Genomic DNA, 24,320 nt, shown 5'->3' with positions numbered 1-24,320 from the left:
CGCCAACTATTTCAACAACGCAGGATATGCTTCCGTCAAAACCTGAAACGCTCTAATGCATTAGTAAACAGGGTCAACTCAAAGGCCGGCGATCCTTCGCGCCCCCTCTGTTCCGCCGACGTCCCGAAAAGTTCTGCACAGCAGCGGCAGGATTCCAAGATTTTTGCTCCACCTCGCGAGGACGAGGCACAATACTCTGCCAAGCCGGTCAGCGGTCGATCCGTGTCGACAGTATGATCGAGGACGATGTCCGCTCGACCCCTTCCATGGCGCCGATCTGGTCGAGAAGCGTGTCGAGATCCTTGATCGACGGTGCGTCGACGATGACGATCATGTCGAAATTGCCGCTCACGGAATGCAGCGTCCGCACCGGCGCCAGCGCCTGCAGGCTGCGCACCACTTTGTCGGCAAGCTTGGGCGTGACGGTGAGCAGGACATGCGCCCGCACCAGGCCCTGTTCGTAGTCCGGCGAAAGCCTGACCCCATAGCCGGCGATGATGCCGCGCTCCTCCAGCCGCTCGATCCGGCTCTGCACCGTCGTCCGTGACACGCCAAGCCGCCGCGCCAGTTCGGCGGTCGAGGCGCGCGCGTTCGTGCGCAGCAGCGAGAGCAGGGCTTGTTCGGCATTGCTAAGCACTTTCGACGAACCTCATCGGCATATTGATCAAGAAGCTACTTCGTTTCGAACAATTCCACGCTTCCTTTCGACAGGCAAGCTGCGATTCTGTGCGTCGAAAACAACGTTCGGGCGAGGGAACCGGTCATGAAGAAAATCATTGTTGTCGGCGCCGGCAAGATCGGCTCGACCATCGCCGAGATGCTGGCTTCCACTGGCGACTATCATGTCACGCTCGTCGACCGTTCGGCGGCGCAGCTTAGCTCGGCCGAACTGCCCGCGACAGTTGCGACGCTGGAGCTAGACATCGAAGCCGTCGGCGTTCTTGAAGCCGCCCTGGCCGGCACGTTCGCGGTGCTCAGCGCCGCGCCCTTCCATCTGACCACGCGCATCGCCGAAGCAGCGGCCAGCGCCAGTATCCACTATCTCGACCTGACCGAGGACGTCGTCAGCACCCGGCGCGTCAAGCAACTGGCGCGCTCCAGCAGCAGCGCCTTCATCCCGCAATGCGGGCTGGCACCGGGCTTCATCTCGATCGTCGCCAACGATCTCGCCAGCCGCTTCGACACGCTCGAAAGCGTGCGCATGCGGGTCGGCGCGCTGCCGCAATACCCGTCGAACGCGCTGAACTACAACCTGACCTGGAGCACCGACGGCGTCATCAACGAATACTGCGAGCCTTGCGAGGCGATCGTCGAAGGCGAGCTGATCGAGGTACCGCCGCTGGAGGAGCGTGAGGAATTCTCGCTCGACGGCGTCACCTATGAGGCGTTCAACACGTCCGGAGGGCTCGGCACGCTGGCCGAAACGCTGAAGGGCAAGGTGCGCACGCTGAACTACCGCACCATCCGCTACCCCGGCCATGCCGCGATCATGAAGGCGCTGCTCAATGATCTCGGCCTGCGCCACCGGCGCGACGTTCTGAAGGACATCTTTGAAAGCGCCCTGCCGGCGACGCTGCAGGACGTGGTCATCGTTTTCGTCACCGTCAGCGGCCGCAAGGCCGGCCGGTTGCTGCAGGAGACCTACGCCAACAAGATCTACGCCAGCCGCGTCGGCGATAGGGTGCGCAGCGCCATCCAGATCACCACGGCTTCCGCCATCTGCGCGGTACTCGACATGCTGGCCGACGGCACCTTGCCGGCGACAGGCTTCGTCAGGCAGGAGGACATCGCGCTCGACGCCTTCCTCGCCAACCGCTTCGGCCGTGCCTATGCGCAGCACGAAATGGTGAGCCGGCTCGCGAGTTGAGACGAGTGAGCTTGTAATCTCCCCCCTTGAGGGGGAGATGTCGCCGCAGGCGACAGAGGGGGTCGCCGCGCGTGAAGCGCCAACCTCCATTTGTCACAAACAGGTCGCATCCTGTCGAACCGACCCCCTCTGGCCTGCCGGCCATCTCCCCTCAAGGGGGGAAATCACGCGCTCAACCACCCCGCTTCAAATATGCAGCGCATGCCCGAGCGCCTTCAGCGCCGCTTCCTGAAAACCTTCGCCTTGTGTCGGATGGGCATGGATGGTGCCGGCGATGTCCTCCAGCCGGGCGCCCATTTCCAGCGCCAGGCCGAAGGCCGTCGATAGTTCCGACACGCCCTGTCCGACCGCCTGGATGCCGAGCACCAGATGATTGTCCGCGCGGGCAACAACCCGAACGAATCCATCCTCACCCATCTTCGTCATCGCCCGGCCGTTGGCGGCGAAGGGAAACAGCCCGACCTTGATCTCGCCGCCAAGCGCCTTTGCCTCGTCCGATGACAAGCCTGCGGTGACCAGCTCCGGGTCGGTGAAGCAGATGGCGGGAATGCAGCGCTTGTCCCAGCTGCGCTTGTGGCCGGCGACGATCTCGGCGACCATCTCGCCTTGCGCCATTGCCCGGTGTGCCAGCATCGGCTCGCCAGTGACGTCGCCAATGGCAAAGACACCGCGCATCGAAGTGCGGCATTGCTCGTCGATGCGAATGAATGTTCCCGCCATGTCGAGGTCGATCTGCTCGAGGCCCCAGTCTTCGATCACTGGCTTGCGCCCGACGGTGACCAGGATCCTGTCGGCAGCGATCTTGGCATTCTTGCCGTCCTTCGTCTCGACCAGCAGCGCATCGCCCTTGGTCGACAACCCCTTGGCCTTGGCGCCCACAAGCACCTCGATGCCGAGCTCAGTGAGCCGCTTTGCAACCGGGCGCGTCAGCTCGGCGTCGTATTGCGCCAGCACGCGCGGCAACGCCTCGACCACGGTCACCCTGGCGCCCATCTTAGCTAAGGCGATGCCGAGCTCGAGCCCGATATAGCCGCCGCCGACGACGGCAAGCCTTTCCGGCACTTCGCTCAGCGCCAGAGCTTCGGTGGACGAGATCACCGGCCCGCCGAACGGCAGGAACGGCAGCTCGACCGGCGCCGAGCCGGTCGCGATCACCACCGTCTCGGCGCGGACCACCTGCATCCCGGTCTCGGTCTGGACCTCGACGGTCTTGCCGTCGCGGAATTTTGCCCAGCCGTGCACGGTCTTGACGCCGGCCTTCTTGAGCAGGGAGGCAACGCCGTTGTTAAGCCGGCTAACAATTCCGTCCTTCCAGGCGATGGTCGCGGCGAGGTCAAGGGACGGCGCCCCGATCATGATGCCGAGTGGGCTTTTGCCGCCGGCCATGTGCGACGCCTTTTCGAACTCTTCGGCCGCATGGATCAGCGCCTTGGATGGAATGCAGCCGACATTGAGACAAGTGCCCCCCGGTTTGCCGAACTCGACGATAACCGTGTCGATGCCGAGCTGGCCGGCGCGAATAGCGCAGACATAGCCGCCGGGACCGGCGCCTATGACGAGCAGCTTGCAGGAGATTTCCTTCATCATGTCGCGCTAGTTCCTCTCCTCACCTTCCATGCCGTGACCTCAGAGCGCCGTGGCAGTCAGGACCTATTGATGCCGGAGGGATCACCGCTCTCATTCTGCGCCGCTGCAATCCTCTGCCCACAGCCTCAATCCACGAAGATCAGCGCCGGGGTCTCCAGCAGCGTCTTGATCCGTTGGATAAACACCGCGGCGTCCCAGCCGTCGATGACGCGATGGTCGAAGCTGGAGGAAAGGTTCATCATCTTGCGCGGGATGAACTGGGTGCCGTCCCACACCGGCCGCACCATCATCTTGTTGACGCCGAGGATCGCCACTTCCGGATGATTGATCACCGGCGTTGTCGCCACCCCTCCCATGGCGCCGAGCGAGGTGATGGTGATGGTCGATCCCGAGAGCTCGTCGCGGGTCGCCGTGCCTGACCTGGCCGCCTCGGCAAGCCGGTTGAGCTCAACGGCGCAGTCCCAGATGTCGCGCGCCTCGGCATGCTTGACGACCGGCACCACCAAGCCCGAGGGCGTCTGCGCGGCAATGCCGATATGAACGCCGCCATGCTGGTGGATGACGCCGGCCTCGTCGTCGAACAGTGCGTTGATGTTGGGCTGGTCGGCAATCGCCTTGACCATCGCCCGCATCAGGAACGGCAGCAGCGTCAGCTTCGGTCTTTCTGCGCCGGTGCGCTTCTCCTTGTTGAGCGCGGCGCGCAAATCCTCGAGTGCCGTGACGTCGATCTCCTCGACATAGGTGATGTGCGGGATGCGTGATTTCGCCAGCGTCATCTTCTCGGCGATCTTTCGCCTGAGCCCGACGATTTTGATGTCCTCGATCGTCTCGTTGCGGGCGAGGCCGGAGACTTTCGCGAGCTGCGGTCCACGCGCCAGGAACGCCTCGATGTCCTCGTGCTGGATCCGGCCGGCCGGGCCGCTTCCCGCGACCTGCCGGAGATCGATGCCGGCCTCTTTCGCCCTCAGGCGGATGGCGGGCGACGCCAGCGGCTTTTCGCCCTCGGGGCGCGGCGCGCCGGAGACGGACGGCCGCGCAGCGCTTTTCGATAAAGAAGGAGATGCCGGTTTCGCCTTTGCCTCATCGGTCTTAGGCGACGTCTTCGGAGTTTCCGGCACAGTCTCGGGTTTCGGCGTTGCGAGCTTTGCCGGAGGTTCGGCCCGGACGCCCTCTTCTGCCGGGCCGCTCTGCGATTTCACATTGCCGTCGCCGGCCACCTTCAAGCGCACGATGGGCGAGCCGATCGCCACCGTGTCGCCGATCTCGGCGCCGAGCCAGAGGATTTCGCCATCGACGGGCGAGGGAATCTCGACCGTCGCCTTGTCGGTCATCACGGCGGCCAGCACGGCGTCCTCGCGCACGAGGTCGCCGACTTTGACCTGCCATTCGACCAGCTCGGCCTCGGCGACGCCTTCGCCGACATCGGGCAGCTTGATCACATATTCGCCCATCGTCAGGCCTCCATCGTTTCGACGAGCGCGCGGCCGAGCCGGGCAGGACCGGGAAAATAGTCCCACTCCTGCGCGTGCGGGTAGGGCGTGTCCCAGCCGGCGACCCGCGCCACCGGCGCCTCCAGATGGTAGAAGCAGTGCTCCTGTACTAGCGCCGACAGCTCGGCGCCGAAGCCGGATGTCAGCGTCGCCTCATGCACGACCACGCAGCGCCCGGTCTTGTTGACCGAGGCGACGATCGTCTCGAGATCGAGCGGCAGCAGTGTTCTCAGATCGATGATCTCGGCATCGATGCCGGTCTCCTCGGCCGCCGCCTCGGCGACATAGACCATCGTGCCATAGGCAAGCACGGTAACAGCAGCGCCCGCCCGGCGGATCACCGCCTTGCCGAGCGGGACTGTGTAATGGCCGTCGGCGACCTCGCCGAGCTCATGTTTCGACCACGGTGTCACCGGGCGGTCGTGATGGCCGTCGAAGGGGCCGTTGTAAAGCCGCTTCGGCTCGAGGAAGATCACCGGATCTGGATCCTCGATCGACGAGATCAAAAGACCCTTGGCATCATGCGGATTGGACGGCACGACGACCTTCAGGCCGGACACGTGGGTGAACAGCGCCTCTGGGCTCTGGCTGTGGGTCTGGCCGCCAAAGATGCCGCCACCGGTCGGCATCCTGACCACGATCGGGCAGGTGAAATCGCCGTTCGAGCGGTAGCGCAGCCGCGCCGCCTCCGAGACGATCTGGTCGTAAGCCGGATAAACGTAGTCGGCGAACTGCACTTCGACGCAAGGCTTCAAGCCATAGGCGGCCATGCCGATGGCCGAGCCGACAATGCCGGATTCACTGATCGGCGCATCGAAGCAGCGGCTCTTGCCGTATTTGGCCTGCAGGCCTTGCGTGCAGCGGAAGACGCCGCCGAAGAAGCCGACATCCTCGCCATAGACGATGACGCGCTCGTCGCGCGCCATCGACACGTCCATGGCGTCGCGGATCGCCTCGATCATGGTCCGTCTTGGCATGGTCAGACCCCTGCCTGCTGGCGCTGGCGCCTGAGATGCGGCGGCATCTCGGCATAGACGCCCTCGAACATGTCGCGCGTCGAGGGCTTGCCGCCGGCATGCAGCGTGCCATGGCGCTCGGCTTCCCTTTGCGCCGAGACCACCATTTCCTGGATCTCCGCTTCGGCCTGGGTGTGGCGCTCGTCCGACCAGACGCCGCGCTGGATGAGATGATTCTTCAGCCTGACGATCGGATCGCCGAGCGGCCAGGCGTCGGACTCGGCCTTCGGCCGGTAGGCGGATGGATCGTCTGAGCTCGAATGCGCGCCGACGCGGTAGGTAACATATTCGATCAGCGTCGGCCCGAGATTGCTTCGCGCCCGTGTCGTGGCCCATTTGGCCACCGCATGGACGGCGAGATAATCGTTACCGTCGACCCGCAGCGAGGGAATGCCGAAGCCGAGACCGCGCGCGGCGAAGGTGCCGGAGCCGCCGCGGGCGATGCCCTGGAAGGTGGAGATCGCCCATTGATTGTTGACGACATTGAGCACGACCGGCGCCTTGTAGGTCGAGGCGAAGACCAGCGCCGAATGGAAGTCGGACTCGGCGGTCGAACCATCGCCGATCCAGGCGGCGGCAATCTTCGAATCATTGCTGATCGCCGAAGCCATCGCCCAGCCGACCGCCTGGATGTATTGCGTCGCCAGATTGCCGGAGATCGAGAAAAAACCGTGCTCCTTCGACGAATACATGATCGGCAGCTGCCTGCCCTTCAGCGGATCGGCCTCGTTCGAATAGATCTGGTTCATCATTGTAACCATCGGATAGCCGTCGGCGATGAGCAGGCCGGCCTGCCGATAGGTCGGAAAGTTCATGTCGCCCGGCGCCAGCGCCTTGCGGAAGGCACAGCTCACCGCTTCTTCGCCCAGGTGCTGCATGTAGAAGGAGGTCTTGCCCTGGCGCTGCGCCATCTGCATGCGCGCGTCGAACGTGCGCAGCGTCATCATGTGGCGCAAGCCTTCCAGCAACTCGTCGTCGGACAGCAGGCCGGCCCAGGGTCCGACCGCCTCGCCGGCGCGGTTCAGCACACGGATGATCGAGAAAGCCATGTCGCGGATGGTGCGCGGATCGACATCGATCTCCGGGCGCGGAACCGAGCCGGCCTTGGGGATAGTCACATCAGAGAAATCCGGCGTCCCGCCGGGCCTCACCTCGGGTTCCGGCACATGGAAGCGCAACATTCCAGCATCGGCCATGACCTTCGTCCTCCAATGTTGCTCGGCCCGATATTTGCATACCGCCGGACCAGTGCCAATTCGTGGGTTCGCTTCGATCGAAATGCCGCCGAATGGCGTCAGCCCAATGAGACCCACTCTGCCGTCGCGTAAAATGAAGACAAGCGCTCGTAATTTCCTGTCTAACTTCTGCCGCGAGGCGCAACTTGAGATATGATTGCGCCGTGTTTCCCGCCAGATAAGATAATCTTCCCTCTTGTCGGCCCCTGGTAGGAGAGATCGCGCTCCCTCCGTTCACCCCGCGCCCGCATCATGCTAACCACAACCCATGGCACAGAAGAAAGGTTACGAGGTCGATTCGTGGCTGGCGCGGCCGGATCCGCGCATCTCGATCGTCCTGCTTTATGGTCCCGATCGCGGGCTCGTCGCCGAGCGCGCGAAAGCTTTTGCAGGTAAGACCGGCCTGCCGCTCGACGATCCGTTCTCGGTGGTCAGGCTGGACGGCTCGGAGGTGGACCGCGACGAGGGCCGCCTGCTGGACGAGGCGCGCACCGTGCCGATGTTTTCGGACCGGCGCCTGCTATGGGTGCGCAACGCCTCCGGCCAGAAGGCGCTTGCCGACGACGTCAGGGCGCTGACCGCCGAGCCGCCGCGCGACGCCATCATCCTGATCGAGGCCGGCGACCTGAAGAAGGGCGTCGGGCTACGAGCGGTTGTCGAAGCGGCCGACATTGCCATGGCCTTGCCGTGCTACGCCGACGAGGCCCGGGACATCGACACGGTCATCGACGACGAATTGCGCAAGGCCGGCATGTCGATGACACTGGAGGCGCGTCAGGCGCTGCGCCGTAACCTCGGTGGTGACCGGCTGGCCTCGCGCGGCGAGATCGAAAAACTGGTGCTCTATGCCCACGGCCAGACCGAAATTGGCCTCGACGATGTCAAGGCGACATCGGGCGATGTTTCCGGTCTTTCCTTCGACGACGCTGTCGATGCCTTGCTCGAAGGCAAGGTCGGAGACTTCGACATGGCCTTCACCCGCCACTGCCAGGCCGGTGGCCAGGCCTTTCTGGTGCTTTCGTCAGCGATGCGACAGCTGCAGGCGATCCAGGCCATGCGCGGCCTGATGGACGCCGGCGGCCGCAACGCCGCGGCGGTCGTCGCCGCAGCGCGCCCGCCGGTGTTTTTCACTAGGCGAAAGCTGGTGGAGAGGGCCCTCGAACGCTGGACCAGCGAGGCGCTTGGCCGCGCTTTGACCAGACTGCAGACTGCGGTCCTGCAGACGCGGAGGCGGCCCGACCTGTCGGTCGCGCTGGCACGGCAGGCGCTGCTCGGCATCGCTGTGGAAAGCGCCCGGCTGGCTCACAGGGGCGGCTGATCCAGACAAAGGATTCCAACTCGTGTAGGAAACATGGGCAAGAAATGCCAAAAAAGGCTGGAAACGGAATTCGGCGTCGCAAGAGTTAGCGATTAATTGGGGGAAGACATGACGAAAAAGATCATAATCGGTGTCGTTTTCAGCTTGTTGCTGACTTGGTTTTTCTGGCGCTTGACCGCGTTGCTGTCCCTCGGCCCCGAGATCGACGATATCGTGTTCCTCGGAAGCCCTCTTCTTGCAATCATCATCTCCGTACTGCTCGTTCGTTCCAGGCTGATGACGAGCAACAATGCGAACCAGAATACAGACGCTTAAAGGGCCCAGGCTTGCTTGGTTTTGCACCTATCGGTTGGGTGCCGGCAAAGCTCCGGCAGCCAGCTGAGGGCGGCGCAAAACAGTGGCGAGTTCCGGCCCGGGGCATTTGCGTCGGGCTATCAGAGCGGCGATCCATTTCGGGTGATTTGCCGGCTAATATATAGAGTTACCGTTCTTGCTTCAGCCGACGGCAGAGCTCATCGAGCTGGTCCAGTGTCCGATAGGCGACGCGAAGCACGCCGCCGCGCTCCTTGTGATCGATCGTGACAACCATGCCGATCGTGTCGGTCATCAGCTTTTCCAGCGCCAGCGTGTCGGCATCCTTTTCTGCAGGTGTTGCAGCCTGTCGTTTTACAGTTGGAGCGCCAGTAGGCATCTGAGCCAGCGCTTCGGCCTGACGAACCGAAAGCCCCTCCTCGATGATCCGTTTGGCCAGACCCGCCGGATCCTCTGCTGTCACCAATGTGCGGGCGTGGCCGGCCGACAAGGCGCCGTCGACCAGCATGTCGCGAATCACGTCCGGCAGCTTCAGCAGCCTGAGCGTGTTGGCGACATGGCTGCGGCTCTTGCCGATCACCTGGCCGAGATCGGCCTGGGTGTACCCGTGATCGTCGATCAGCTGCTGGTAGCCGAGCGATTCCTCGATTGGATTGAGGTCGGTGCGCTGGACGTTTTCGATGATCGCCAGCTCAAGTGCGGTACGATCATTGACATCGCGCACGATGACCGGGATCTCGGTCAGCCCGGCGCGTTGCGCCGCCCGCCAGCGCCGTTCGCCGGCGATAATCTCATAGCGGCCCGGCTGTGTCGGCGACGGCCGCGCCACCACGGGCTGCACCACGCCATGTTCACGGATCGACTGGGCAAGATCGGTGAGGTCGGCGTCGCCAAAATGCCGGCGCGGGTTTTTCGGATTCGGACTCAAAAACTCGATCGGCACCTTGCCGTCTGCCGCCATGCTCTGCTTTTCCGGTGCGGCGGCCGGGCGATCGATTTCGCCGATAAGCGCGGCCAGTCCCCGCCCCAGTCTTTTTCTTGAAAGGTCTTCACTCATCGTCTGTCCAGATCGTTTCGGCGTCGAATCGGCTTCTTGTTTTCGTCCATGTCGTTGTCCAAACCGGTTTCAGGACGACATGCATCAGGCGGCGCGCAGTTTGCGCTCGCGACGAATTACCTCGGAAGCAAGCTGCAGATAGGCCTGGCTACCGGAGCATTTGAGGTCGTAGAGGATCGCCGGCTTGCCATAGGACGGCGCCTCGGAGACACGCACATTGCGCGGAATGACGGTATCATAGACCTTATCGCCCATATGCGCCCGCACATCCTGCACTACCTGGTTAGCGAGGTTGTTGCGCCCGTCGAACATGGTCAGCACGATGCCCTGGATCGTCAGATCGGGATTGATCGAGCGGCGAACCTGGTCGACCGTCTCCAGCAGCTGGCTCAAGCCTTCGAGCGCAAAGAACTCGCATTGCAGCGGCACCAGCACCGAATCGGCCGCGGCCATCGAGTTCAGCGTCAAAAGATTGAGCGAGGGCGGGCAATCGATCAGCACATAGCCAAAATTTGCTGAGCGCTCGGCCGAGGCGCGCAAGGCGTTGCGCAGCCGCAGCACCCGGTCCGGCGCCGACGCGATCTCCATTTCGATGCCGAGCAGGTCGAGCGTCGATGGCACGATCGACAGGCCCGGCACCGCCGTTGGGATCGCCGCCGCCTCCAGATCCAGCTCACCGGTCAGCACGTCGTAGGACGAAACGGTGCGGTCGCGCCGGTCGATGCCCAGACCGGTGCTGGCATTGCCTTGCGGGTCGAGATCGACGATCAGCACCTGCTCGCCGATCGCGGCGAGCGCTGTGGCCAGATTGATGGCTGTCGTCGTCTTGCCGACGCCGCCCTTCTGGTTGGCTACGGTGATGATTCGGGGGCCATTCTTCATCATGGATCTATGCCAGAAATTCATTCCGAGGTCGCCATAAGCAGATCAGACAGGTCGCAAATCAGACAGTTCGAGGATGACGCCATGGGCGTCGGTCATGCTGGCATGTTCTACCAGATCAAACGACCATCGTTGAGCGCTTTCTGTCACTTCCGATCGGTAATCCCGGCCTTTGTGGAACAACCCGCGCGCGCCCTTTGTCAGCCACGGCGCCGACAGGTCGAGCAGCGTGGGAAGCGACGCCAGCGCTCTGGCCGTGACGACTTGCGGTGTCGAAACAAGCGGATAGGCGTCGTCGATGCGCCGCGCGATGACCCTAGCGGGCAGCTTGAATTGGCCGACGACCGCTTGCAGGAACGATGCTTTTTTTCGATTACTTTCTACCAGATCGATGCTGGCGTCGCCTCGCTCGGCAAGCAGGAAGGCAAGCACCAAGCCGGGAAATCCGCCACCTGAGCCGAGATCGACCCAGCGCTTCGCGTCTGGTTTGATTCGCGCAAGCTGCGCGCTGTCGAGGATGTGGCGGCGCCAGACATCGCCCTGCGTCGATTGCGCGGCCAGGTTTATCCGGCGGTTCCATTTCTGGAAGACCGTCTCGAACTCGATCAGGCGATCGAATGTTTCACGTGAAACCGGGCCGGCTGCCTCTTGCAGGCTGGCCCACGAAGCAGCGCTCACGCCACATCCTTTCGCCCAGCAGCCTCGGCGTTGCGGACATGGGCAACTATGATTGCCAGTGCCGCCGGCGTCATGCTCTCCATACGCTGAGCGTCAGCGATCGACCGCGGCTGGCGCACCAGCATCTTATGTTTCAGCTCGTTGGACAGACCCGGAACCGAAGCAAAGTCGAGCGAATCCGGAATCAGGCGGCTCTCCTCATGTCTGATCTGCGTGACGTCGGCTTGCTGCCGGTCGAGATAGACGGAATATTTCGCCTCCGTTTCGAGACGTTCCGCCGTTTTGGCCTTGATGGAACCAAACTCCGGGGCGATTCGCGCCAACCAGGCGACATTGACACCCGGATAAGCCAGCAACTCATAGGCCGAGCGGCGCACACCGTCTCGGTTGATCTCAAGTCCATGGCGCGCCGCCTCGTTTGGCGTCATGGTTGTGCCAAACGCAAGTCTGCGCGCCTTTTCAAGGTCCTGCTCAACGTCGTAGAACCGTTGCATCCGTTGCTGCGAAGTGATGCCGAGTTTCATGGCCAAAGGGGTCAGTCGCTCGTCAGCATTGTCGGCCCGCAGCGACAGCCGGAACTCGGCCCGAGAGGTGAACATGCGGTAGGGCTCGGCGATACCGCGGCTGGTCAGATCGTCGACCATCACACCGATGTAGGCTTCGGTGCGGCTGAGGACGATCTGATCGCTCGCCGACGCCACGCGCGCGGCGTTGAGGCCAGCAAGCAGCCCTTGCGCGCCGGCCTCCTCATAGCCGGTGGTGCCGTTGATCTGTCCGGCGAGGAACAGACCGCCGATCCGCTTGGTTTCCAGCGTCGGCTTAAGCTCGCGCGGATCGACATGGTCATACTCGATAGCATAGCCGGGCTGCAGCATGGTGGCCCGTTCAAGACCTGGAATGGTCTTCAGGATGTCAAGCTGCACGTCCTCGGGCAGCGAAGTCGAAATGCCGTTCGGATAGACGGTATGGTCGTCCAGCCCTTCCGGCTCGAGGAAGATCTGGTGGCCTTCGCGGTCGCCGAACTTGACGATCTTGTCTTCGATGGACGGGCAGTAGCGCGGTCCCACCCCTTCGATCGAGCCGGAATACATGGCGGAACGGCCAAGATTGGCGCGGATCAGCTCATGCGTGGCCGTGGTCGTGCGCGTGATGCCGCAATGGATCTGTGGATTGTCGATGCGGTCGGTCATCAGCGAGAACGGCACTGGATTCTCGTCCGCCGCCTGGCTCTCCAGCGACGCCCAATCGATGGTCCTGCCGTCCAGCCGTGGCGGCGTGCCGGTCTTCAGCCGCCCGAGCTTGAAGCCGGCGCGGCTCATCGTCGCCGACAGACCGAGGCTGGCCTGCTCGTTCATCCGGCCGGCAACGATCTTCTTCTCGCCAATATGGATCAGCCCGCGCAGGAAGGTGCCTGTGGTCAGCACCACGGCGCCACAGGCAAGCCGGCGGCCATCCGCCAGCAGTACCGCCGCTACGCGTTCGTTGTCGATCTCGAAATCCAGAACCTCGCCCTCAGCCACGTCGAGGCCGGCCTGTTCGCGAATCGCGGCTTGCATGGCGAGCCGATAGAGTTTCCGATCCGCCTGTGTCCGCGGCCCGCGCACCGCTGGTCCCTTGCGGCGATTGAGCAGGCGGAACTGGATGCCGGCCGCATCGGCGACGCGCCCCATCAGCCCATCCATGGCATCGATCTCGCGCACCAAATGCCCCTTGCCAAGGCCACCTATCGCCGGGTTGCAGGACATCACGCCGATCGTGTCGAAGCGCAGTGTCACCAGCGCCGTTTTCGCGCCGGCGCGCGCGGCAGCGCTGGCCGCCTCGCAACCAGCATGGCCGCCGCCCACCACAACCACATCATAGTGATCGCTCATTTCAGAATCCCGAATTCAAAGTCGACCGACACATGTCGCCGAGAGCCTGCGCTGTCAAGGACAGCTCGACGAATCGTTTCACGTGAAACAATGCAGCTGGTGCGTTGGCGACCCTATCGAGAAGCCTTCGAGATTGGCGGCCAGGCCTGACCGTCAATGCTCAGCGTTTCACGTGAATCACAGGGACGACCTCATCCCCCGATGTTTCACGTGAGTCATTTCCCGATGCAGAACTGCGCAAAGATGACGTCCAGCATGTCCTCGACATCGACCGCGCCTACGATCCGGCCAAGTCGATCTGCTGCCAGGCGCAATTCCTCTGCCCGGAGCTCCTGCCCTCGCTCATCCTCTGTGACCGCCGCACGCAGGAAGCGTTTCGTCTCATTGAGGAGTTCGACGTGCCGCAGCCGCGACGGCAGGATATCGCCTGCTTGGCCGATCTGCGCTGCGGCGCGATGTCCGATCTCCGCCAGCAACTTCGCCAGCCCGGTGCCGTCCTTGGTCGAGATTGCCGCGTCGTAGCGCGCCGCAGGCGCCGACGATCTATCTTGCAGCAAATCGACCTTCGTCCCGATCTTCAGTGCCGGGATATCGGCTGGTATTGCGCCGATCGGGACCGGGTCCACCATATCCTCCAGCACGAGCAACAAATCGGCAGTTCCGGCCTTGCTCCTTGCCCTTTCGATGCCTATGGCCTCGATCCTGCCGGGCGTCGCGCGCAGGCCGGCGGTATCGGTCACCCTTACCCGCATCCCCTCCAGATTCAGCACCACTTCCAGAAGATCGCGGGTCGTGCCGGGCTCTTCCGTGACGATTGCCGCCTCGCGCCGGGCCAATGCATTGAACAGGCTTGATTTGCCGGCATTCGGCGCGCCGAGGATGACGACCTCGAACCCGTCGCGGATGATTTCAGCGGCCCGGAAGCCACCAACATGACGTTCGATCTCGCCGATCATCGCCCGGACATCTGCCCAGACCGTCTCCGCAACCGAACCGGGCACGTCGTCTTCCTCGGCAAAATCGATCTCAGCCTCGATCATCGCCCGCGCATGGATGAGCCGACGGCGCCAACTCAGATAGAGTTCGCTCTGCACACCTTCTGCATTCTGCACGGCAAAGCGCCGCTGCGCCTCGGTCTCGGCGTTGACGAGATCGGCCAGCGCCTCTGTCTCGATCAGATCGACTTTGCCGTTGAGAAAGGCGCGGCGGGTGAACTCGCCAGGCTCGGCATGCCTGACGCCATCGAAGCCCGCGATCGTCTCCAGCATCCGGGCTACGACGGCGCGCCCACCGTGGACATGGAATTCCGCGATATCCTCACCGGTAAAGCTGTTGGGCCCGGCGAAGAACACGACTACGCCGCGGTCGAGCACCGATCCATCGGGCGCCTTGAACTTGCGATAGGCGGCAACACGGTTCTTGACCATCGTCCCGGCGATCATTTCGATCACGAATCGACTTTTCGGACCGGAAATGCGGATCACGGCAACGCCTGCGGGCAGGCGACCGCTCGACAGGGCAACAATGGAATCACCTGAAATCATTTGCCGACCCAGCATAACCGCCCTAGCTTCGCTTATTCACTGACAATTGCCGAGTGCCCGACCGTGACATTGCCCGCGCAAAATCTGCTTGCCGAAGAGGCCAGCCCCTATCTGCAGCAGCATAGCGGCAATCCTGTGCATTGGCGGGCGTGGTCCCCGGCGTCGCTCGCCGAAGCAAGGACGCTGGAGCGGCCAATCCTGCTCTCGGTCGGCTACGCCGCCTGCCACTGGTGTCACGTCATGGCGCATGAGAGCTTCGAGAACGACGACGTCGCCGCCGTCATGAACCGTCTCTTCGTCAATATCAAGGTGGATCGCGAGGAGCGACCGGACATCGATCAGATCTATATGGCGGCACTGTCCTCTATGGGCGAGCAGGGCGGATGGCCGCTGACCATGTTCCTGACGCCGGACGGCAAGCCCTTCTGGGGCGGTACCTACTTTCCGCGCGAGGCTCGTTACGGCCGCCCAGGCTTCGTCCAGGTATTGGAGGCGGTCGACAAGGCGTGGCGGGAGAAGAAGGAAAGCGTTAACCAAAGCGCCGACGGCTTGACCACGCATGTCGAGGCGCGGCTGGCGAGCGCTCATCCCAAGGCGGCGCTCGACCGCGATACGCTCGCGACGCTCGCCAATGGCATTGACGGCATGATCGACAGGGAACTGGGCGGCCTGCGCGGCGCGCCCAAATTCCCCAACGCGCCTTTTATGCACACGCTCTGGCTATCCTGGCTACGCGACGGAGCCACAGCCCATCGCGACGCCGTCCTGCTCAGCCTCGAAAAGATGCTGGCGGGCGGGATCTACGACCATATCGGCGGCGGGCTGAGCCGCTATTCGACCGATGCCGAATGGCTGGTGCCACATTTCGAGAAAATGCTCTACGACAACGCGCAGCTCATCCGGCTGAGCAATTGGGCCTATGCCGCAACCGGCAATGATTTGTTCCGGATGCGAATCGAAGAAACGATCGACTGGCTTTTGCGTGAGATGCGCGTTGATGGAGGCGCTTTCGCCGCCAGCCTCGACGCCGACAGCGAGGGCGAGGAGGGGCTGTTCTACACCTGGAGCAGGGATGAGATAGAAACCGCTCTCGGAGACGAATTAGCCCTATTTCTCAATTACTTCACGCTTTCCGGCCCGCATGGCTGGGAGGGCAAGCCAATCATCCATCAGACCGAAGCCCAGCAAACACAAAACGCAGCCGATCGGGATCGGCTCATTCCATTGAAAGAAAAATTGCTGGCAGTCAGGGAACGGCGTGTCAGACCCGGGCGTGACGGCAAAGTCCTGACCGATTGGAATGGCCTGGCGATCACGGCCCTTGCCGAAGCCGGGCGCGCCCTGAAACGAATCGGCTGGATCGAGGCGGCGGAACAGGCCTTTGCTGCCATTGCCAGCGCCGGTCGAGACGGTCGCTTGCCGCATTCGATGCTTCGCGCAAAGAAGCTGTTCCCGGCCCTGTCGAGCGACTACGCTGCCATGACCAACGCTGCGATCTCATTGTTCGAGGCGACCGGCACATTGAATTACGCCGATCTGGCCGGCCAATTCATCGCGCAGCTCGATCGGTGGCATCGCGACGATGACAACACCGGCTACTATCTGACCGCGTCGGACAGCACGGATGTGCCGATCCGTATCCGAGGCGATGCCGACGAGGCCATTCCGTCGGCCACCGGCCAGATCATCGAGGCCATGGTCCGATTGTCCTCGCTTTCCGGCGATCTCGACTTGCAGGAAAAGACCTGGAAGGTCGCCGAACATGCGGCCGGCCGCGCGGCGCATCAGGCCTATGGCCAAGCGGGCGTCGTCAACGCCTGTGCCTTGGCGATCGAGCCTTTGAAACTGGTGCTGGTGGACAATCCAGGGAGCCCGAAGCTTGTTCCGGTTGCGAATCGAAATCCGGACCCGCGCCGGATCGACACTATCGTGCCGGTCGGTTCGGCGACAAACCTGCTGGTGCTCCCAGGCGGCGTTCTGCCACCAACCGACAAGCCTGGCGCCTGGCTGTGTACGGGGCAGGTCTGCCTGCCGGTGATAACCGACGCTGACGAACTTGAGCGACTGTTACGGCGCGGATAGGTGAGGGGCAGCTCCCGCCAAACCTCACGTATTCATCGAATCGAAGAAGTCGGCGTTGGTTTTGGTCTGCTTGAGCTTGTCGATAAGGAACTCGATGGCGTCGGTCGTTCCCATCGGCGCCAAGATGCGACGCAGCACAAAGATCTTCTGCAGGTCCTGGCGGGGCACCAGAAGGTCTTCCTTGCGGGTGCCGGATTTGAGAATGTCCATAGCCGGGTAGATGCGCTTGTCCGCCACCTTGCGGTCGAGCACGATTTCCGAATTGCCGGTGCCCTTGAACTCTTCGAAGATGACTTCGTCCATGCGGCTGCCGGTGTCGATCAGCGCCGTGGCGATGATGGTCAGCGAGCCGCCTTCCTCGATGTTGCGGGCCGCGCCGAAGAAGCGCTTCGGCCGCTGCAGCGCATTGGCGTCGACACCGCCGGTCAGCACCTTGCCGGATGACGGCACCACCGTATTGTAGGCGCGGCCGAGGCGGGTGATCGAGTCCAGCAGGATGACGACGTCGCGCCCATGTTCGACCAGGCGTTTGGCCTTCTCGATCACCATTTCGGCGACCTGAACGTGGCGCACCGCCGGCTCGTCGAAGGTAGAGGAGACGACTTCGCCCTTCACCGAACGCTGCATGTCGGTGACTTCCTCCGGCCGCTCGTCGATCAAGAGCACGATCAGATAGCACTCCGGGTGATTGGTGGTGATCGAGTGGGCGATGTTCTGCAGCAGCACCGTCTTGCCGGTGCGTGGCTGCGCCACGATCAAGGCTCGCTGGCCTTTGCCGAGCGGTGCCACCAAGTCGATGACGCGCGCCGAAATGTCCTTCGAGGTCGGAACGTCCATTTCCATCTTAAGCCGCGAGGTCGGGTAAAGCGGCGTCAAATTGTCGAAATGGATCTTGTGGCGGATCTTTTCCGGGTCGTCGAAATTGATCGTGTTGACCTTGAGCAGCGCGAAATAGCGCTCGCCTTCCTTCGGGCTGCGGATTGGGCCTTCGACCGTATCGCCGGTCTTCAGCGAAAACCGGCGGATCTGCGACGGCGAAATATAGATATCGTCCGGACCGGGCAGATAATTGGCATTGGCCGAGCGCAGGAAGCCGAAGCCGTCCTGCAGCACTTCGACCACGCCGTCGCCGATGATCTCGATATCCTGCGTCGCCAGCCGCTTCAGGATCGCGAACATCAGCTCCTGCTTGCGCATGACGCTGGCGTTCTCGACCTCGAGCGATTCGGCATAGGCGATCAGCTCTGGCGGTTTCTTGTTCTTGAACTCTGCGAGTTTCATTTCTTGCATCATTAGGCGGACTCTGAGTAAGCTTTGGGAAAAATATCGGCGGGATGCGACAAATGCCGGGCGCGGCCGAAAGCGATGAAGGGCGGCGCATGACGGGAAGGAAGACCCGTCTTTTATCGTCGGTCAGTTGAAAGAGCAAGCCGCCTTTTGCGGATCTACAGCGCCGCCGTCAGAACGGCTTCACAATGACCAGCACAACGATAACGATCAGCAGCAATGTGGGGATTTCATTGACGATCCGCCAGTGCCTCGCCGATTTTTCATTGCGGTCCTCGGCGAATTTACGCACCGCGCCTGCCAGGTAGCCATGAACGGCGGAAAGCCCAAGCACCGCGGCAATCTTGGCATGCAGCCAGCCACCCTGAAAACCAAAGCCTTTCCAGGCAAGCCAAAGGCCGAACACCCAGGTGACGGTCATGGCCGGATTGATGATGCCGCGCAGCAGGCGGCGCTCCATCACCTTGAAGGTTTCCGACTGGACGGAGCCTTTCTCCGCGTCGGCATGATAGACCAGCAGCCGCGGCAGATAGAGCATGCCCGCCATCCAGGAGATGACGGCAATGACATGGATCGCCTTTGCCCAGGGATAGAAATCATCCGGCCCGAAGAGGAACAGAAGCCCGGCCAACACGAGGAAAACGGCAATCGCAATTGCCGCGCGACGCATCGCCTCCCCACCGCTATTGGTGCCGCCAATCATCGTCATGACGCGCTTCGCACCATTTTCACCATGGCCTCGACATGCGCGATCGGCGTCTCCGGCGTGATGCCATGGCCGAGATTGAAGATCAGCGGCCCATCGCCTAACGTCCCGAGGATCGCCTCGACGCCGTCGGCAAGCGCCTTGCCGCCAGCCACCAGCCGCAACGGATCGAGATTGCCCTGCACAGCGCCATCGCGCTGCAGCTCCCGCGCTGTCGTTAACGGCACGGTCCAGTCGAGCCCCAGCCCCGTCACGCCGGTTTTCTTGCGATAACTCCTGTAGTGGCCACCCGCGCCTTTGGGAAAACCAATGATCGGAACGTCGGGATGGACGGCCCGAACCTGCCTAACGATCTCAGCCACCGGCCTGACACAAAAGGCCTCGAAAGAAACTTCATCGAGAACGCCGGACCACGAGTCAAAGATCTGCATCACATCGGCGCCGGCTTCGATCTGGCGGATGAGATAGGCAGCCGACTGATCGGCGAGCACTTTCAGCAGCTGCAGGAAGGCCGCCGGCTCGCGATAGGCGAACAGCCGCGCCGGCGCTTGGTCGGGCGTGCCGTGGCCGGCAATCATATAGGTCGCCACCGTCCATGGCGCGCCGCAGAAGCCGATCAGCGTCGTTTCATCAGGCAGTTTTGCGCGCAATCTCCTGACCGTCTCGTAGACCGGTTCGAGATTCACGTGAAACGTTTCGCCGTCCAGAGCCGCGATCTCCGTGGCCGAGATCGGCGTCAGCAGCGGCCCGCGTCCCTCCTCGAAGCGCACGTCGCGGCCCAGCGCATGCGGCACGACAAGGATATCGGAGAACAGGATCGATGCGTCGAAGCCGAAGCGTTCGATCGGCTGCAGCGTCACTTCCACGGCAAGTTCGGGATCGTAGCAAAGATCGAGGAACGATCCGGCCCGTCTGCGCGTCTCGCGATATTCCGGCAGATAGCGGCCGGCTTGCCGCATCATCCAGAGCGGCGGCGGAAACGCGGCCTTGCCTCTCAACACGTCCAGCATGATCCGGCTTTTGGGCATTCAGTGCTCGCCTCTCCAGGCTTCTCTATAATTAAATATTCTATTTCTAGGAATCTTCTGATTCTAAGAGTCTGTTGGTATCGGTGGTTGTCAGCTGTCCCGCTTTGCCTCGGAAAAGGCCAGCCAGCATATTGTCGCGTGCTTCTTCACAAGCACTGGAGGGTTTTGGGGAAAGCCTGAAATTTCGCCGTCGAGTCAGTGGCTTGGCTTTCCAGATGAATGATCGGCCCTGTGGACAGGGCGAGGGAAGAAAAGCTCGTCCCCGGATTTGTCCCCAGTCGCCTGACGAAGCCGACAGCGCACCGAATTGTGGACAAGCCGCCATCTGATACAGTCGTTCCAAACCGGCCGATCTTTCCGGCCGACCTTATCCACATCGGCCCACAGCTTGGAACGAACCCCTGTGAACAAACCCCAGAGCTTCTTTCACCTTCACCTGATTTCCGATGCCACCGGTGAAACGCTGCTGGCAGCCGGCCGCGCGGCTTCCGCGCAATACAAGGATGCGCGCGCCATCGAGCATATCTATCCGCTCATCCGCACCGAAAAGCAGGTGACGAAAGTGTTCGAGGACATCGAGGAGGAACCGGGCATTATCCTCTACACGGTCGTCGACCAGAACCTCGCCCGCGGCATCGACGAACGCTGCGCAGCCATGGGCCTGCCTTGCGTCTCCGTGCTGGAACCGGTGCTGACCGTGTTTCAGTCCTATCTGGGCACGCCGGCCGGCCGCCGCGTCGGCGCCCAGCATGTCCTCGATGCCGAATATTTTCGCCGCATCGACGCGCTCAACTTCACCATGGAGCATGATGACGGCCAGCTACCGGCCAATATGGACGACGCCGACATCGTGCTCATCGGCATCTCGCGCACCTCGAAGACGCCGACCAGCATCTATCTCGCCAATCGCGGTATCAAGACCGCCAACATCCCGATCGTGCTCGGCGTGCCGGTGCCGGAAAGCTTGGTCAACGCCAGGACGCCGCTGATCGTCGGGCTGATCGCTACCGCCGAACGCATCTCACAGGTCCGCCAGAACCGCATCCTCGGCAACACCAGCGCCTATGAGCCGACCGACTATGTCGACCGCGCCGCGATCACCGAGGAACTCGCCTATGCCCGCCAGATCTGCACCCGGCATGGCTGGCCAATGATCGATGTCAGCCGCCGCTCGATCGAAGAGACGGCAGCAGCTATCGTTGCCCTGCGCGGCAAGACACGCTAGGGCATGTCGATATTCAGGTGATGCCAGCCGACGAACAGCGGTTCCTGCGCTTCCAGGACTCACGGACCCCAAATGTCCGCTCCGTTCCGGTTCTCGGAACCCACCATTCTCGGCTCGGCCTGTCCTGAGTCTCAACATACCCTGGGCGAGTGCCAAAATCGGGCGCGAAAAATCATGACCGAAAAAATCATCCTCGCTTCGGGTAGTCCGTTCCGCAAGGCGATGCTCGTCAACGCCGGCTTGGCCATCGAGGCCGTCCCGGCAAACCTCGACGAACGCGCGCTCGAAGCGCCGTTGCAGGGCAGCGGCGTTTCGCCGGAGGACGTCGCCCTGGTGCTTGCCGAGGCCAAGGCCACCGAGGTCAGCGTGCGAAAGCCCGGCGCCCTGGTGCTCGGCTGCGACCAGACGCTGTCGCTCGGCGACGAAGTGTTCCACAAGCCGGCCGACATGGAAGGCGCGCGCCGCCATTTGCTGGCGCTGTCTGGCAAGACCCATCAGCTCAACAGCGCCGTGGTGCTGGCCCGTAACAGTGAGATTCTGTGGCGGCATGTCAGCGTCGCCAGTCTGACCATGCGAAAGCTCGATCCGGCCTTTGTTGGCCGTCACCTGGCGCGCGTCGGCGTCAAGGCGCTGTCCAGCGTTGGCGCCTATCAGATCGAGGGCGAGGGCATTCAGCTGTTCGAAAAGATCGAGGGTGATTATTTCACCATCGTCGGCCTGCCGCTTCTGCCAGTCCTGGCCAAGCTGCGCGACATCGGAGCCATCGATGGCTGAGACCGCGAAAAAGGCCTTCGTCACCGGCCACCCGGTCGCGCATTCGCGGTCGCCGAAGATCCATGGCTATTGGCTGGCGACATACGGTATCGACGGCAGCTACCAGGCCATCGACGTCGCACCGGAAAATTTTGCCGAATTCGTGAAAACGCTCGAGACGAATGGCTACCGTGGCGGCAACGTCACCATCCCGCACAAGGAAGCCGCCTTCGCGCTGGTGACGCGCCGCGACGATGCGGCCGTTGAGGTCGGCGCGGTCAACACGCTTTGGTTCGAGGGCGGCGCCCTGTGGGGCGGCAACACCGACGCCCATGGCTTTGCCGCCAATCTGGACGAGCATGCGCCGGGCTGGGCGGGGAATGGCCCGGCCGTGGTGCTCGGCGCCGGCGGCGCCTCCCGCGCCGTCATCCATGCGCTGATTGAGCGCGGTGTTGGCGACATCCGCATCGTCAACCGGACGCTCGCCCGAGCCGAGGAGCTACGCAACCGCTTCGGCGCCGGGGTTTCGGCCCACGGCACGGCCGCGACCGGCGAGCTGCTTGCCGATGCCGGCCTGCTGGTCAATACCACCGCGCTCGGCATGCATGGCAATGAAGGCCTGTCCGCCGATCCGGCCAGGCTGCCGGATCATGCCATCGTCACCGATATTGTTTATGTGCCGCTGGAAACGCCGTTGCTGGCCGCAGCCAAAGCGCGGGGCCTGAAGACCGTCGACGGGCTCGGCATGCTGCTGCACCAGGCGGTGCCCGGCTTCGAGCGCTGGTTCGGCATCAAGCCGCAGGTCACCGCCGAATTGCGGCGGATGATCGTCGCCGATCTCGGTGCCAGGGAATGAAAAACATGATCGTGCTCGGCCTCACCGGATCGATCGGCATGGGCAAGTCAACCACGGCAAAGATGTTTGCCGAGGCCGGCGTGCCCGTCCACGATTCGGACGAGACGGTGCACCGCCTCTACGCCGGCAAGGCGGCTCCGCTGGTGGAAGCGGCTTTTCCCGGAGCCACCAGGTCCGGCTCCGTCGACCGCACAAAGCTGGCCGAGCAGGTGCTCGGCGATGCCGCCGCGCTGAAGCGGCTGGAAGCGATCATCCATCCGCTCGTCCGCGCCGACGCCGACGCCTTCCTAGCCAGGAACCGTGCTGCCGGCGCCCCGCTTGTCGTTCTCGATATCCCGCTGCTGTTCGAAACCGGCGGCCGGGACCGCGTCGACAAGGTTGTGGTCGTCACCGCCTCGGCCGACATCCAGCGCGCCCGCGTGCTGGCGCGGCCGGGCATGACGGAAGAGAAGCTGGCGTCGATCCTGGCCAGGCAGGTGCCCGATGCCGAAAAGCGCGAGCGCGCCGACTTCGTCATCGACACGGGACTAGGCTTCGACTCGGCACGCGCGGCGGTCAATGCGATTGTCGCCGAACTAGTCGGGGATAAGGCAGTTAGGCCTGGTTAATAGGCTTGCAGCCCACGTTACCTGTTGCCATTTTGTTCTAGGCATGATTCGGCTAGAATGACGCCGGAGCAAAATGGACTGATTCGATGCGCGAGATCATCTTCGATACGGAAACCACCGGTCTCGATTCCCGCGAGGACCGCGTCATCGAGCTTGGCTGCATCGAGCTGGTCAATCGTTTCCCGACCGGCCGCACCTTCCACCACTACATCAATCCGCAAGGGCGTCCGATTCATGCTGAGGCGCAGGCCGTTCATGGCATCAGCGCCGCCGATCTCGCCGGCAAGCCGACCTTCCGGGACATCGCCGAGGAGTTTCTCGCCTTCATCGACGGCGCGAAGCTGGTCGCCCATAATGCCACTTTCGATATCGGCTTCCTCAATGTGGAATTCAGCCGACTTGGCCATCCTATCGTCGACCCCGGGCGCGTCGTCGACACGCTGGCGCTGGCGCGCCGCAAGCACCCGATGGGCCCCAATTCGCTGGATGCGCTGTGCCGGCGCTACGGTATCGACAATGCCCGTCGCACCAAGCACGGCGCGCTGCTCGATTCGGAATTGCTGGCCGAAGTCTATATCGAGCTTATCGGCGGCAAACAGGCGGCGCTTGTCCTCGACAGCGCCACGGCGCCGGCGGCCGGAAGGAGAAATGTCGACGATATCGACATCAGCATCGGCGTTCGGCCGATAGCGCTGCCGTCTCGGCTGACAGATGCAGATCGTATCGCTCACGCGAGTATGGTCGGCACGCTCGGAGAAAAGGCGCTCTGGCTGCGCGTGGCCCCGGAAGCGAGTTCCGCGACACAGTGATTTTGACTGGAGCGATCCTTCGCAGCCCCCTCTGTCCTGCCGGACAAAGGGGGCGGTCCCTCCGACGTCCCAAACAAAAAACCCGGCGCCAAGCCGGGTTTTTCAAAGA

22 protein-coding genes are annotated in these 24,320 nt (G+C 62.8%); 9 read left to right on the top strand and 13 right to left on the bottom strand.

Annotation, left to right across the window (positions count from 1 at the left end; translation table 11 throughout):
* Window positions 1–208: 208 nt before the first annotated feature.
* Window positions 209–637 (bottom strand): Lrp/AsnC family transcriptional regulator, encoded by a 429-nt coding sequence (locus E5X88_RS26915; RefSeq protein ID WP_292166599.1) that lies wholly within the window; start codon window positions 635–637, stop codon window positions 209–211.
* Between the two features lie 126 nt (window positions 638–763).
* Between E5X88_RS26915 and E5X88_RS26910 the strand changes: the two genes are divergently transcribed.
* Window positions 764–1,867, top strand: a complete 1,104-nt coding sequence (locus E5X88_RS26910; RefSeq protein ID WP_292166597.1) for a saccharopine dehydrogenase family protein — start codon at window positions 764–766, stop codon at window positions 1,865–1,867.
* 186 nt (window positions 1,868–2,053) lie between these two features.
* Here E5X88_RS26910 and lpdA read toward each other — a convergent pair whose 3' ends face one another.
* The 4 genes from lpdA to E5X88_RS26890 form a co-directional block, all read right to left on the bottom strand.
* A complete protein-coding gene (gene lpdA / locus E5X88_RS26905; protein ID WP_292166617.1) occupies window positions 2,054–3,451 on the bottom strand; it encodes a dihydrolipoyl dehydrogenase in 1,398 nt (465 codons plus the stop codon).
* Between the two features lie 128 nt (window positions 3,452–3,579).
* Window positions 3,580–4,905, bottom strand: a complete 1,326-nt coding sequence (locus tag E5X88_RS26900) for a dihydrolipoamide acetyltransferase family protein (RefSeq protein WP_292166596.1) — start codon at window positions 4,903–4,905, stop codon at window positions 3,580–3,582.
* A gap of 2 nt (window positions 4,906–4,907) precedes the next feature.
* A complete protein-coding gene (locus tag E5X88_RS26895; protein ID WP_292166594.1) occupies window positions 4,908–5,921 on the bottom strand; it encodes an alpha-ketoacid dehydrogenase subunit beta in 1,014 nt (337 codons plus the stop codon).
* Window positions 5,922–5,923: 2 nt separating this feature from the next.
* Window positions 5,924–7,156, bottom strand: coding sequence for a 3-methyl-2-oxobutanoate dehydrogenase (2-methylpropanoyl-transferring) subunit alpha (locus tag E5X88_RS26890; RefSeq protein WP_292166592.1), 1,233 nt, complete (start codon window positions 7,154–7,156; stop codon window positions 5,924–5,926).
* 307 nt (window positions 7,157–7,463) lie between these two features.
* Between E5X88_RS26890 and holA the strand changes: the two genes are divergently transcribed.
* A complete protein-coding gene (holA, locus tag E5X88_RS26885) occupies window positions 7,464–8,513 on the top strand; it encodes a DNA polymerase III subunit delta (RefSeq protein ID WP_292166591.1) in 1,050 nt (349 codons plus the stop codon).
* A 108-nt stretch (window positions 8,514–8,621) separates the two neighbouring features.
* Window positions 8,622–8,828: a hypothetical protein gene (locus tag E5X88_RS26880; protein ID WP_292166590.1), complete on the top strand. Its 207-nt coding sequence runs from the start codon at window positions 8,622–8,624 to the stop codon at window positions 8,826–8,828.
* Between the two features lie 166 nt (window positions 8,829–8,994).
* Here E5X88_RS26880 and E5X88_RS26875 read toward each other — a convergent pair whose 3' ends face one another.
* The 5 genes from E5X88_RS26875 to mnmE form a co-directional block, all read right to left on the bottom strand.
* Window positions 8,995–9,882 carry a ParB/RepB/Spo0J family partition protein gene (locus tag E5X88_RS26875; RefSeq protein WP_292166589.1) on the bottom strand — a complete coding sequence of 296 codons (888 nt, stop codon included), beginning with the start codon at window positions 9,880–9,882 and terminating at the stop codon, window positions 8,995–8,997.
* 84 nt (window positions 9,883–9,966) lie between these two features.
* Window positions 9,967–10,767: a ParA family protein gene (locus E5X88_RS26870; RefSeq protein WP_292166588.1), complete on the bottom strand. Its 801-nt coding sequence runs from the start codon at window positions 10,765–10,767 to the stop codon at window positions 9,967–9,969.
* Between the two features lie 42 nt (window positions 10,768–10,809).
* Complete coding sequence (rsmG, locus tag E5X88_RS26865) at window positions 10,810–11,442, bottom strand: 16S rRNA (guanine(527)-N(7))-methyltransferase RsmG (RefSeq protein WP_292166586.1); 633 nt, start codon at window positions 11,440–11,442, stop codon at window positions 10,810–10,812.
* Window positions 11,439–13,313, bottom strand: a complete 1,875-nt coding sequence (mnmG, locus tag E5X88_RS26860; RefSeq protein WP_292166585.1) for a tRNA uridine-5-carboxymethylaminomethyl(34) synthesis enzyme MnmG — start codon at window positions 13,311–13,313, stop codon at window positions 11,439–11,441. The genes rsmG and mnmG overlap by 4 nt, the downstream gene beginning before the upstream one ends.
* 215 nt (window positions 13,314–13,528) lie before the next feature.
* Window positions 13,529–14,857: a tRNA uridine-5-carboxymethylaminomethyl(34) synthesis GTPase MnmE gene (gene mnmE, locus E5X88_RS26855; protein WP_292166584.1), complete on the bottom strand. Its 1,329-nt coding sequence runs from the start codon at window positions 14,855–14,857 to the stop codon at window positions 13,529–13,531.
* A 63-nt stretch (window positions 14,858–14,920) separates the two neighbouring features.
* Between mnmE and E5X88_RS26850 the strand changes: the two genes are divergently transcribed.
* Window positions 14,921–16,939, top strand: coding sequence for a thioredoxin domain-containing protein (locus tag E5X88_RS26850; RefSeq protein WP_292166583.1), 2,019 nt, complete (start codon window positions 14,921–14,923; stop codon window positions 16,937–16,939).
* 24 nt (window positions 16,940–16,963) lie between these two features.
* Here E5X88_RS26850 and rho read toward each other — a convergent pair whose 3' ends face one another.
* The 3 genes from rho to hemE form a co-directional block, all read right to left on the bottom strand.
* The gene (rho, locus tag E5X88_RS26845) at window positions 16,964–18,229 is read right to left on the bottom strand and encodes a transcription termination factor Rho (protein WP_292166614.1); all 1,266 of its coding nucleotides are present in this window, start codon (window positions 18,227–18,229) and stop codon (window positions 16,964–16,966) included.
* Between the two features lie 169 nt (window positions 18,230–18,398).
* A complete protein-coding gene (gene hemJ / locus E5X88_RS26840; protein WP_292166581.1) occupies window positions 18,399–18,935 on the bottom strand; it encodes a protoporphyrinogen oxidase HemJ in 537 nt (178 codons plus the stop codon).
* Window positions 18,932–19,960 carry a uroporphyrinogen decarboxylase gene (hemE, locus tag E5X88_RS26835; protein ID WP_292166579.1) on the bottom strand — a complete coding sequence of 343 codons (1,029 nt, stop codon included), beginning with the start codon at window positions 19,958–19,960 and terminating at the stop codon, window positions 18,932–18,934. Before hemE ends, hemJ begins: the two co-directional genes overlap by 4 nt.
* A 403-nt stretch (window positions 19,961–20,363) precedes the next feature.
* On the opposite strand from hemE, the gene E5X88_RS26830 reads away from it, so the two are divergent.
* From E5X88_RS26830 to dnaQ, 5 genes are all read left to right on the top strand, one after another.
* The gene (locus E5X88_RS26830; protein WP_292166577.1) at window positions 20,364–21,185 is read left to right on the top strand and encodes a pyruvate, water dikinase regulatory protein; all 822 of its coding nucleotides are present in this window, start codon (window positions 20,364–20,366) and stop codon (window positions 21,183–21,185) included.
* 174 nt (window positions 21,186–21,359) lie between these two features.
* The gene (locus tag E5X88_RS26825; RefSeq protein WP_292166575.1) at window positions 21,360–21,959 is read left to right on the top strand and encodes a Maf-like protein; all 600 of its coding nucleotides are present in this window, start codon (window positions 21,360–21,362) and stop codon (window positions 21,957–21,959) included.
* Complete coding sequence (locus tag E5X88_RS26820; RefSeq protein WP_292166573.1) at window positions 21,952–22,794, top strand: shikimate dehydrogenase; 843 nt, start codon at window positions 21,952–21,954, stop codon at window positions 22,792–22,794. Before E5X88_RS26825 ends, E5X88_RS26820 begins: the two co-directional genes overlap by 8 nt.
* 5 nt (window positions 22,795–22,799) lie before the next feature.
* Window positions 22,800–23,402: a dephospho-CoA kinase gene (coaE, locus tag E5X88_RS26815; protein WP_292166612.1), complete on the top strand. Its 603-nt coding sequence runs from the start codon at window positions 22,800–22,802 to the stop codon at window positions 23,400–23,402.
* Between the two features lie 86 nt (window positions 23,403–23,488).
* Window positions 23,489–24,211, top strand: a complete 723-nt coding sequence (dnaQ, locus tag E5X88_RS26810; protein ID WP_292166571.1) for a DNA polymerase III subunit epsilon — start codon at window positions 23,489–23,491, stop codon at window positions 24,209–24,211.
* Window positions 24,212–24,320 lie beyond the last annotated feature (109 nt).

It is taken from the genome of Mesorhizobium sp. (assembly GCF_004962245.1).
Lineage (GTDB): Bacteria > Pseudomonadota > Alphaproteobacteria > Rhizobiales > Rhizobiaceae > Mesorhizobium.
The sequence above is the reverse complement of the archived record's forward strand: the minus strand, read 5'-3'. Positions and strand labels throughout refer to the sequence as shown.